Source organism: Kineococcus rugosus, from assembly GCF_050871975.1.
Classification (GTDB): Bacteria; Actinomycetota; Actinomycetes; order Actinomycetales; family Kineococcaceae; genus Kineococcus.
On sequence record NZ_JBJLSJ010000066.1, the window covers coordinates 1 to 11520 of the forward strand.

At 71.6% G+C, this 11520-nt stretch carries 8 protein-coding genes; 2 read left to right on the forward strand and 6 right to left on the reverse strand.

What is annotated here, in order from left to right; all coding sequences use genetic code 11:
• Positions 1–136: 136 nt before the first annotated feature.
• From uvrB to chvE, 5 genes are all read right to left on the reverse strand, one after another.
• A complete protein-coding gene (uvrB, locus tag ACRYM6_RS22585; RefSeq protein ID WP_432545137.1) occupies positions 137–2275 on the reverse strand; it encodes an excinuclease ABC subunit UvrB in 2139 nt (712 codons plus the stop codon).
• A 9-nt stretch (positions 2276–2284) separates the two neighbouring features.
• Positions 2285–3178 (reverse strand): dephospho-CoA kinase, encoded by an 894-nt coding sequence (coaE, locus tag ACRYM6_RS22590; protein WP_432545138.1) that lies wholly within the window; start codon positions 3176–3178, stop codon positions 2285–2287.
• Positions 3179–3248: 70 nt separating this feature from the next.
• Complete coding sequence (gene mmsB, locus ACRYM6_RS22595) at positions 3249–4472, reverse strand: multiple monosaccharide ABC transporter permease (RefSeq protein ID WP_432545139.1); 1224 nt, start codon at positions 4470–4472, stop codon at positions 3249–3251.
• Positions 4469–6109: a multiple monosaccharide ABC transporter ATP-binding protein gene (gene mmsA, locus ACRYM6_RS22600; protein ID WP_432545140.1), complete on the reverse strand. Its 1641-nt coding sequence runs from the start codon at positions 6107–6109 to the stop codon at positions 4469–4471. Before mmsA ends, mmsB begins: the two co-directional genes overlap by 4 nt.
• A 114-nt stretch (positions 6110–6223) precedes the next feature.
• The gene (chvE, locus tag ACRYM6_RS22605) at positions 6224–7372 is read right to left on the reverse strand and encodes a multiple monosaccharide ABC transporter substrate-binding protein (protein ID WP_432545141.1); all 1149 of its coding nucleotides are present in this window, start codon (positions 7370–7372) and stop codon (positions 6224–6226) included.
• A gap of 334 nt (positions 7373–7706) precedes the next feature.
• On the opposite strand from chvE, the gene ACRYM6_RS22610 reads away from it, so the two are divergent.
• Entirely contained in the window at positions 7707–8762 is a 1056-nt protein-coding gene (locus tag ACRYM6_RS22610) for a LacI family DNA-binding transcriptional regulator (protein ID WP_432545142.1), read from the forward strand.
• 92 nt (positions 8763–8854) lie between these two features.
• Here ACRYM6_RS22610 and rpsA read toward each other — a convergent pair whose 3' ends face one another.
• Positions 8855–10366: a 30S ribosomal protein S1 gene (gene rpsA / locus ACRYM6_RS22615; RefSeq protein ID WP_432545143.1), complete on the reverse strand. Its 1512-nt coding sequence runs from the start codon at positions 10364–10366 to the stop codon at positions 8855–8857.
• A gap of 283 nt (positions 10367–10649) precedes the next feature.
• Here rpsA and ACRYM6_RS22620 point away from each other — a divergent pair, with 283 nt between their 5' ends.
• Positions 10650–11453, forward strand: a complete 804-nt coding sequence (locus ACRYM6_RS22620; protein WP_432545144.1) for a class I SAM-dependent methyltransferase — start codon at positions 10650–10652, stop codon at positions 11451–11453.
• Positions 11454–11520: the final 67 nt, after the last annotated feature.

Consider the following 11520-nt stretch of genomic DNA (forward strand, 5'->3'; position numbering starts at 1 on the left):
CCCCCCCCCCCCCCCCCCCCCCCCCCCCCCCCCCCCCCCCCCCCCCCCCCCCCCCCCCCCCCCCCCCCCCCCCCCCCCCCCCCCCCCCCCCCCCCCCCCCCCCCCCCCCCCCCCCCCCCCCCCCCCGGGCCCGCGCCTAGGCCCCCTGCGCCGCGCGCATCCCCCGCAGCTCCTTCTTCAGGTCCCCCACCTCGTCGCGCAGGCGGGCGGCGAGCTCGAACTGCAGCTCGGCCGCTGCGGAGTGCATCTGGTCGGTCAGCTCCTGGATGAGCTGGGCCAGGTCGGCCTGCGGCAGGCCCTCGCGGGGGGCCGGGCCGACCTCGCGGCCGACGTTCTTGCCCTTGCCCCTGGCCCCGGCCTTCGCGGGCGTCGGCGCCTTGCCCCGCGACTGCGAGCGGCCGCTGCCGCCCTGGGCCGCGGCCAGCAGCTCGGCGGTGTCGGCGTCCTCGCGGGCGATGAGGTCGGTGATGTCCGCGATCTTCTTGCGCAGCGGCTGCGGGTCGACGCCGCGCTCGGTGTTGTAGGCGACCTGCTTCTCGCGCCGGCGGTTGGTCTCCTCGATGGCCTCGGCCATCGAGGGCGTGATCCGGTCGGCGTACATGTGCACCTGACCGGACACGTTGCGCGCCGCGCGACCGATCGTCTGGATGAGCGACTTCGACGACCGCAGGAAGCCCTCCTTGTCGGCGTCCAGGATCGCCACCAGCGACACCTCCGGCAGGTCCAGCCCCTCGCGCAGCAGGTTGATGCCGACCAGGACGTCGTACTCGCCCTGCCGCAGCTCCCGCAGCAGCTCCACCCGGCGCAGGGTGTCGACCTCGGAGTGCAGGTACCGCACCCGCACGCCCTGGTCGAGGAAGTAGTCCGTCAGGTCCTCGGCCATCTTCTTCGTCAGCGTCGTGACCAGGACGCGCTCGTCCTTGGCGGTGCGCAGCGAGATCTCGTGCAGCAGGTCGTCGATCTGGCCCTTGGTGGGCTTCACGACGACCTCGGGGTCGACCAGGCCCGTCGGGCGGATGATCTGCTCGACGACGCCGTCGCCGCGGGACAGCTCGTAGTCCCCCGGCGTCGCCGACAGGTAGACGGTCTGCCCGACGCGCTCGAGGAACTCCTCCCAGCGCAGGGGCCGGTTGTCCATCGCGCTCGGCAGCCGGAACCCGAAGTCCACCAGCGTCCGCTTGCGGGACATGTCGCCCTCGTACATGGCGCCGATCTGCGGGACCGTCACGTGCGACTCGTCGATGACGAGCAGGAAGTCCTCGGGGAAGTAGTCCAGCAGCGTGTTCGACGCCGACCCCGCCTCCCGGCCGTCGAGGTGGCGGGAGTAGTTCTCGACGCCCGAGCAGGACCCGACCTGCCGCAGCATCTCGATGTCGTACGTGGTGCGCATCCGCAGCCGCTGCGCCTCCAGCAGCTTGCCCTGCTGCTCCAGCTCGGCCAGCCGCGCGGTGAGCTCGGCCTCGATGGTGCCGATGGCGCGCTCGAGCCGCTCGGGCCCGGCGACGTAGTGGGAGGCCGGGAACACGTAGACGAGGTCCTCCTCGCGGATGATCTCCCCCGTCAGCGGGTTCAGCGTGTACAGCTTGTCGATCTCGTCGCCGAAGAACTCGATCCGCAGCGCGTGCTCCTCGTACTGCGGGATGATCTCGACGGTGTCGCCGCGCACCCGGAACGTGCCGCGGGTGAAGGCGAGGTCGTTGCGGGTGTACTGCTCCTCGACGAACTTGCGCAGCAGCACGTCGCGCTCGATGGTGTCGCCCACCTTCAACGTCACCATCCGGTCGACGTACTCCTGCGGCGTGCCCAGGCCGTAGATGCAGGAGACGGTGGCGACCACGACGACGTCGCGGCGGGTCAGCAGCGAGTTCGTCGCCGAGTGCCGCAGCCGCTCGACCTCGTCGTTGATCGAGGAGTCCTTCTCGATGTAGGTGTCCGACTGCGGGACGTACGCCTCGGGCTGGTAGTAGTCGTAGTAGGAGACGAAGTACTCGACCGCGTTGTTCGGCAGCAGCTCGCGGAACTCGTTGGCCAGCTGCGCGGCGAGGGTCTTGTTCGGGGCCATCACCAGCGTCGGCCGCTGCACCTGCTCGATGAGCCACGCCGTGGTCGCCGACTTCCCGGTGCCCGTCGCCCCCAGCAGGACGACGTCCTGCTCGCCGGCGTTCACCCGCCTCGCCAGCTCGGCGATCGCGGTGGGCTGGTCACCCGAGGGGGAGAACTCGGAGACCACCTCGAAGGGGGCCACCCGGCGCTGGAGGTCTGTCGTCGGCCGCATGGGGGAAGACTAGGTGCGACCTCCGACACGAGCCGCTCCACCGGCGTCCGTCGCGACGCCCACCACGACCGCGCACCCCGGGTCGGCGCTGGCGAACCGCCCCTGACCTGCGCCGACGTAGCCGACGGAGGTCAGTCCGCCCTCGGCGGACACCGTCGCCCGCAGCGGCCACGAGCCCGCCGCGTCCAGCCGCGCCGGTCCGGCGGCGGCCTCCAGGCGAGCCAGCACGCGCTGCGCGTCCGCCGCGGTCGGCGCCCCCGCCGGGACGGGCCCGGGGCGACCGGCGCGCAACCCCGCCTCGAACGGCAGGAGCCGCTCGCGCCACAGCCGCTCGACCAGGGCGGGCAGCGGGTCCGGCCCCCCCGGCTCCCGCCGCGGGTTCGGCAGCAGCACGTCCGCGGCGGCCCGGCGCTCGTCGTCGCCGGCCTGGGCGGCGATCCGCGCGCGGGCGTCGGCCGGGTCCATCCCCCGCTCGGCGACCAGCCGGCGCTCGCGCTCGGCAGCGTCGGCGTCGACCACCACGACCAGCGGGTACCCGGGCGCGGCGCCGGTCTCCACCAGCAGCGGCACGTCCTCCACCACGACGGCGTCCGCGGCGGCCGCCGCCCGCAGCTCCTGCCGGCGCGCGGCGACCAGCGGGTGCACGATCGCGTTCAGCGCCGCGCGGCGCTGCGGGTCGGCGAAGACGACCCGCCCCAGCGCGGGCCGGTCCAGGGACCCGTCGGCGGTGAGCACGCCGGGCCCGAACTCCGCGACGACCGCCGCCAGGCCGGGCGTGCCGGGGGCCACCACCTCGCGGGCCAGGACGTCGGCGTCGACGAGCACCGCCCCCAGCCCCGTCAACAGTCGCGAGACGGTGGACTTGCCCGCCCCGATCCCCCCGGTCAGCCCCACGCGCAGCACCCGGCCGAGGATAGGCGAAGGGCCCGCCCGGTGAACCGGACGGGCCCTGTCGCTCAGCGGCCGGAGAGGGTCAGCGGACCCCGCCGCGACGCTTGTTGAAGACGTCGAAGGCGACGGCCAGCAGCAGCACCAGGCCCTTGATGACCTGCTGCAGGGACTGGTCCACGCCGTACAGCTGCATCCCGTTGGAGATGACGCCGACGAGCAGACCACCGATCATCGCGCCCTGGATCTTGCCGACACCACCGGTGACGGCCGCGCCGCCGATGAAGGCCGCGGCGATGGCGTCGAGCTCGAAGCTGTTCCCGGCGCTGGGCTGGGCGCCGTTGGAGCGCGAGGAGAAGATGACCCCGGCCACGGCGGCCAGGAAGCCCATGTTGACGAAGATCCAGAAGTTCACGCGGCGGACGTTGACGCCGGACAGCTGGGCCGCGGCCAGGTTGCCGCCGATGGCGTAGACCTGGCGACCGAAGACCGAGGACTTCATGATCGTCGAGTAGGCCAGGATCAGGACGGCCAGGATGATCAGCACGATGGGCAGGCCGCGGCTGTGCGCCAGCTGCCAGGCGAAGGCCATGACGACGACGGCGACGCCGACGATCTTCAGGACGAACAGCGGCATCGCGTCGACGACCTGCTGGTAGCGGACCTTGGCGATGCGGGTGCGGACCTGGGTCACGGCGAACGCGACGACGGCCAGCGCGGCGATGAACAGCGTGAAGGCGTCGTAGCCGTAGCCGCCCATGAGGCCGTTGATGAACCCGGTGGCGACCTTGCCGTACTGCTCGGGGAACGGCGAGAGCGAGACGTTGTCCAGGACGTAGAACGTCAGGCCGCGGAACAGCAGCATGCCCGCCAGCGTCACGATGAAGGCCGGGATGCCGATGAAGGCCACCCAGAAGCCCTGCCAGGCCCCGATGAGGAGACCGACGCCGAGCGCCGCCAGGACACCGACGTACCAGGGCTGGCTGCTGCCGATGACCAGCTGGGCCGAGACGGCCCCCGTCAGCGCGACCACCGAGCCGACCGACAGGTCGATGTGCCCGGCGACGATGACGATGAGCATGCCGATGGCCAGCACCAGCACGTAGGAGTACTGCAGGACGATGTTGGTGATGTTGCCCGGGCTCAGGGACAGCCCGTCGGTGAGGATCGCGAAGAACAGCACCACGACGACGAACGCGATGTAGATGCCGCTCTCGCGCAGGTTCTGGGTGATCGCGACGAAGGGGTTCGCGCTGCCGGTGCGCGGCGTCGGCGCGGGCTTGTCCTTGGTCAGCGTGCTGCCGCTCATGCGGTGCGCTCCTGCGGGGTGAGTTCTTCGCTGGAAGAGGGGGTGGGCTGGGGGGTCGGCTCGGTCGTCAGGCTGCGGTCCTTGGTCATGAGGACCATGAGGGACTCCTGCGAGGCCTGCTCGATCGGCACCTCACCGGTGATGCGCCCGGCCGACAGCGTGTAGATGCGGTCGCAGATGCCCAGCAGCTCGGGCAGCTCGGAGGAGATGACGATGACGGCCTTGCCGGCCGCCACGAGCCGGTTGATGATCGTGTAGATCTCGTACTTGGCGCCGACGTCGATGCCGCGGGTGGGCTCGTCGAGGATCAGCACCTCGGGGTCGGAGTAGATCCACTTCGACAGGACGACCTTCTGCTGGTTCCCGCCGGAGAGCTTGCCCGTCAGGGCGTTCACGGTGGGAGCCTTGATGTTCATGCTCCGCTTGCTGTCCTCGGCGACCTTGATCTCCTCGTTCGCGTCGACGAAACCGCCGGTCGCGAGCTTGTCGAGGGCCGCCGCCGAGACGTTGCGCTTGATGTCGTCGATGAGGTTCAGGCCGAACTTCTTGCGGTCCTCGGTGGCGTAGGCGAGGCCGACCTTGATGGCCTCGCGCACCGAGCGGGCCTGGACGGGCTTGCCGTGCAGGTACAGCTGCCCGCCGAGGTAGCGACCGTAGCTGCGGCCGAACACGCTCATCGCCAGTTCGGTGCGGCCGGCGCCCATCAGCCCGGCGATGCCGACGACCTCGCCGGCCCGCACGTTCAGCGATGCGTGGTCGACGACGAGGCGGTCCTGGGAGGCGTGCCCGACGGTCCAGTCCTCGATCCGCAGGATCTCCTCCCCCGGGTTCGAGGTGCGCTCGGGGTAGCGGGAGTCCAGGTCGCGGCCGACCATGCCGCGGATGATGCGGTCCTCGGTCACCGCGTCCGCGCGCATGTCGAGGGTCTCGATCGTCTGGCCGTCGCGGATGATCGTCACCGAGTCCGCGATGGCCTCGATCTCGTTCAGCTTGTGCGAGATGATGATGCTGGTCATGCCCTCGTCCCGCAGCTGGCGCAGCAGGTCGAGCAGGTGCGCGGAGTCGTTGTCGTTCAGCGCCGCGGTCGGCTCGTCCAGGATCAGCAGGCGCACGTCCTTGCTGAGCGCCTTGGCGATCTCGACGAGCTGCTGCTTGCCGACCCCGAGCTGACCGATCGGCGTGGTCGGGTTCTCGGCCAGACCGACGCGGGCGAGCAGCCGGGAGGCCTCGCCGTTCGTGCGGTTCCAGTCGATGAGCCCGCCGCGGCCCTTGATCTCGTTGCCCAGGAAGAGGTTCTCCGCGACCGACAGGTACGGCACGAGCGCGAGTTCCTGGTGGATGATCGCGATCCCGACCTTCTCGCTGTCGGAGATGCCGGAGAACGTCGACAGCTGACCGTCGAAGTGGATCTCCCCCTCGTAGGTCCCGTGGGGGTAGACACCGGACAGGACCTTCATGAGGGTCGACTTGCCGGCGCCGTTCTCACCGCAGATCGCGTGGACCTCACCGCGGCGGACCGACAGCGAGACGTCGGACAGCGCCTTGACCCCGGGGAAGGTCTTGGTGATGGAACGCATCTCCAGGATGTTCCCGGCCCGTCCGGGCCCGGAGTGCGTGGTGTGGGTGTTCTCGGTCATCGGTGAACCGTCGTCCCTCGTGTCGGTCGGGGAGGTGGTCGGGAGTGCGCGCGCGCTGGGTCACGCGAAACCCGCCCCGGGTCGTGGTGACCCGGGACGGGTGGGGCGAGGAGGTCAGCTGGCCTTGCCGGCGTCGACCTCGGCCTGGGTGTAGTACTCCGTGTCGACGAGGGCGCTCTTGACGTTGTCCTTCGTCACGATCTCCGACTCGAGGAGGAAGGACGGGACGACCTTGACGCCGTTGTCGTACGTCTCGGTGTCGTTCGCCTCGGGCTCCTCGCCCTCGACCATCGCCGAGGCGGCCTTGACGGCCTCGTCGGCGAGCTTGCGGGTGTCCTTGAAGATGGTCGAGTACTGGACGCCGTCGTTGATGAGCTTCACCGACGCGATCTCGGCGTCCTGACCGGTGATGACGGGGATCGGCTGGCCGCCGTTGCCGTACCCGGCGTTCTGCAGCGCGGTGAGGATGCCGCGGGAGATGCCGTCGTACGGGGACAGGACGCCGTCGACCTTGCTGCCGTCGTTGTACGCGGAGGTCAGCAGGTCCTCCATGCGCTTCTGCGCGGTCTCCTGCTGCCAGCGCAGGGTGGCGGCCTGGTCGATCGTGTCCTGGCCCGACTTCACGACGATCTTGCCGGAGTCGATGTAGGGCTTGAGGGTGTCGAAGGCGCCGTCCCAGAAGAACTGCGCGTTGTTGTCGTCCAGCGAACCGGCGAACAGCTCGACGTTGAAGGGCCCGGTGGCGGTGCCCTCGGACCCGTCGGCGTTCTTCAGGCCCAGGCCGGTCAGCAGCGACGTGCCCTGCTGCACACCGACGTTGTAGTTGTCGAAGGAGACGTAGAAGTCGACGTCCTTGGACCCGCGGATGAGGCGGTCGTAGGAGATGACCTTGACACCGGCGGTCGCGGCCGCGGACAGCTGGCTGCTCAGCGCGGTGCCGTCGATGGCGGCGACGATGAGGAGCTTGTCGCCCTTGGTGATCATCTGGTCGATCTGCTGCGACTGGGTCGGGATGTCGTCGTTGGCGTACTGCAGGTCGACCTTGTAGCCGGCCTTCTCCAGACCCGCCTTGACGTTGTTGCCGTCGGCGATCCAGCGCTCGGAGGTCTGGGTCGGCATGGCCACACCGATGGTGATGTCCGACGGGTTGGCCGATTCGCCGCCCGAACCGGACGTGTCGGAACCCGCACCGCCGCCGCCGCACGCGGCGAGGGTCAGGGCGAGGCCGGCACCGAAGACGGCCAGGGCACTGCGGCGTTTCATCACGGCGGGACTCCTCTGTACCTCGTGAAACCCCCGCGCACCGGAGCGCGGGGGAAGGGGATGGTGCGCCGTGGGTGGCGCGGGTCTGCTGGTGTGGGGGGCGGGCTTCCTCGTCCCGTCGGGCACCGGCAGGGCTGAGCTGATGGTCACATTGTTAGCGTTGCCAAACGGCGCCGTCAAGCCGATCACCCGGTTGCACGCACCCTCCTCGGCGCCCGCCTGACCCGCTCGATCCTGGGTTACTCTGCTGGCGCGAGGTCGACGCGGCCGTCCCTCGCCCGACCGTTCCCGGGCCCTCGACGAGGAGTTCCGGTCCTGAGGAAGTGGGACGCGCATGTCCACGGACGAGCCCGAGCACGACGACGTCACGGGGAGCTCCCCCGAGGGCGACGTCCGCGTGCCCGTCCTCGCCGACGTCGCCCAGCTCGCCGGGGTGTCCCAGCAGACCGTCTCGCGCGTCGTCCGCGGCAGCCCCTCGGTCGCCCGGCGCACCCGCGAGCGCGTGCAGGCCGCCATCACCGAGCTCGGCTACCGCCCCAACGTCGCGGCCCGCGCCCTCGTCACCCGCCGCTCGCACCGCATCGGGGTGGTCGCCGCGAACGCCTCCCTCTACGGGGCGGGGATGACCCTGTCCGGCATCCAGGAGGCGGCCCGCGCCGCCGGCTACGCCGTCTCCCTCGTCATGCTGCCCGACCTCTCGACCGGCAGCGTGCAGGAGGCCCTCGAGGACCTGCGCGCCCAGTCCGTCGACGGCGCCATCGCCGTCGTGCCCGAGGACGCCTCGCAGGAGGCGGTCCGCGCCGCCGACGCCGCCTTCCCCTGCGTGCTGGCTCCCGGCCTGGACGGCGCCGGGGTCGCCGACGCCTACTGGGCCGAGGTCGCCGCCGCCCGCGCCGCCACCGACCACCTGCTCGACCTGGGCCACCGGACCGTGCACCACATCGGCGGCCCCGGCGACTGGGCCGAGTCCCGGGCCCGCTCCACGGGCTGGCGCACCGCCCTCGTCGAGCGCATGCGGGTCGTCCCCCGCCCGCTGCGCGGGGACTGGTCGGCCGCCTCGGGGTACGCCGCGGTCGCCGACCTGCCGCTGGAGTCGGTCACCGCGCTGTTCGTCGGCAACGACCACATGGCCGTCGGGGTGCTCAACGCCCTCGGGCAGAAGGGTCTGCGGGTGCCGCAGGACGTCTCCGTCGTCGGCTTCGACGACGTCCCCGAGGCCGCGTTCTACTCCCCGCCGCTCACCACGGTGCACCAGGACTTCGCCGAGATCGGCCGTCGCTGCGTGCGCGTCCTGCTCGGGCGGCTGCGCGACCGGGTCGTCGAACCCGGCGCGCTGCACCCCGCCCTGGTGGTGCGCTCGAGCACCGCTCCCCCACCCGTCCTGCGCTGACCGCCGGCGCGGCGGCCGTCGCGGACGAACGAAGGCCCCGACCGGGATCCGGTCGGGGCCTTCGTCAGATCGTCAGCCGATCAGCGTGAACCTCAGTTCCCGCCGGTCAGCTTCTCCCGCAGGGCCGCCAGGGCCTCGTCGGACGCGAGCGTGCCCGCGGCCTCCGGAGCCTCGGAGGTGTACGAGGACGGGGCCGACGAGGAGCTGCCGGCGGAGCTGCTGCTGCTGCTCGTCGCGGCGGAGCCACCCTCGGCCTCGGCCTTCGCCTCGGCCTCGGCGCGGTCGGCGACCTGCTTCTTGTGCTGCTCCCAGCGCTCGTGCGCGAGGGCGTACTGGCCCTCCCACTCCTCGCGCTGCGCCTCGAAGCCCTCGAGCCAGTCGTTGGTCTCGGGGTCGAAGCCCTCGGGGTACTTGTAGTTCCCCTGCTCGTCGTAGTCCGCGGCCATGCCGTACAGCGAGGGGTCGAACTCCTCGCCGGCCGCGGCCAGGGACTCGTCGGCCTGCTTCAGCGACAGCGAGATCCGGCGACGCTCCAGGTCGATGTCGATGACCTTGACGAAGATGTCGCTGTTGACCTGGACGACCTGCTCGGGCACCTCGACGTGGCGCTCGGCCAGCTCGGAGATGTGGACCAGGCCCTCGATGCCGTCGTCGACGCGCACGAACGCACCGAACGGGACGAGCTTGGTGACCTTGCCCGGCACGACCTGACCGATCGCGTGGGTGCGGGCGAACTGCTGCCACGGGTCTTCCTGGGTCGCCTTGAGCGACAGGGAGACGCGCTCGCGGTCCATGTCGACGTCGAGGACCTCGACGGTGACTTCCTGACCGACCTCGACGACCTCGGACGGGTGGTCGATGTGCTTCCAGGACAGCTCGGAGACGTGCACCAGGCCGTCGACGCCGCCGAGGTCCACGAACGCACCGAAGTTGACGATCGAGGAGACGACGCCGGAGCGGACCTGACCCTTCTGCAGGGTCGTGAGGAAGTTCTGGCGGACCGCGGACTGGGTCTGCTCGAGCCAGGCGCGGCGGGACAGGACCACGTTGTTGCGGTTCTTGTCCAGCTCGATGATCTTGGCTTCGATCTTCTGGCCGACGTACGGCTGCAGGTCGCGGACGCGGCGCATCTCGACCAGCGACGCGGGCAGGAAGCCGCGGAGGCCGATGTCGAGGATGAGCCCACCCTTGACGACCTCGATGACGGTGCCCTCGACGACCTCGTCGGCTTCCTTCTTGGCCTCGATGGTGCCCCAGGCGCGCTCGTACTGGGCGCGCTTCTTGGACAGGATCAGACGGCCTTCCTTGTCCTCCTTCTGGAGGACCAGGGCCTCGACCTCGTCGCCGACACCGACGACCTCGTTGGGGTCGACGTCGTGCTTGATCGAGAGCTCGCGCGAGGGGATGACGCCCTCGGTCTTGTAACCGATGTCGAGGAGGACCTCGTCACGGTCGACCTTCACGATGGTGCCGGAGACGATGTCACCGTCGTTGAAGTACTTGATGGTCGCGTCGACCGCGGCAAGGAAGTCCTCAGCCGATCCGATGTCGTTGATCGCGATCTGAGGAGTGGTGCCCGCCGGCGCGGTCGTGGTGGTCGTCATGGAGGTAGGGGCTCCGTCAGGGACAGTCGCAGGTGTCACGCCCGGGGGTTCCCGGCCGTCACGCGGGCCGGCCAGACCTCAGGTCCCTGGGTCCGGGAGGACGGGCAGGATCAGCCGGGCAGACGCGCGCCGTCCAAGACTACCCACCGGGTGCGGGGCGGGCAAAGCGCCCCCGGCGGGCTGACAGGATCGGCGCGTGGACGACCCCCTGCACGAGCCCCTGCACGAGCCCCTGGACGCCTCCTCCGACGACCCCGCCGCCGGCTCCCCGCACGACGGCGCGATGGCCCAGCCCAGCGTCGGGCGCCGCGGGGTCGGCGCCGCCGAGACCGTCGCGGCGCAACGCGCGTGGTGGGACGCCGAGGCCGCCGGGTACCGCCGCGAGCACGGCGCCTTCCTCGGCGACGACCGCACCGGCTCCGACCTCGTGTGGGGCCCGGACGGGCTGCGCGAGGCCGACGCCGGCCTGCTCGGCGACCTCGCCGGGCGCACCGTCCTGGAGTTCGGCGCCGGCGCCGCCCAGTGCGCCCGCTGGGTCGCCGGGCGCGGCGCCCGCGTCGTGGCGACCGACCTGTCGCTGGGCATGCTGCGCGAGGGCGCGGCCGAGGCCGCCGCGGCGGGGGTCCCCCTCGCGCAGTGCGACGCGCGGGTCCTGCCCTTCGCCGACCGCTCCTTCGACGTCGCGTTCACGTCCTACGGGGCGCTGCCGTTCGTCGCCGACGCCGACCGCGTGCTGGCCGAGGTGGCCCGCGTCCTGCGGCCCGGCGGCCGGCTGGCCGCCAGCGTGCCCCACCCGGTCCGCTGGGCGCTGCCGGACGTCCCCGGCCCCGAGGGGCTGACCGCCACCCACTCGTACTTCGACCGCCGCGCCTACGTCGAGGCCGACGAGCACGGGACGGTGACCTACGCCGAGCACCACCGCACCGTCGGGGACTGGGTGCGGCTGCTCGTGGGCGCGGGGTTCACCGTCCGCGACCTCGTCGAACCCGAGTGGGCCTCCGGGGACGCGGTCTGGGGCGGCTGGAGCCGGCTGCGCGGGGAGCTGCTGCCCGGGACGCTGGTGCTCGTGGCCGACCGGCCCGCCTGAACCGGGGGGGGGGGGGCCCGGCCCCCCCGCCCCCGCCCTATCGCGCCCACGGCGACCCTCGCCGGCC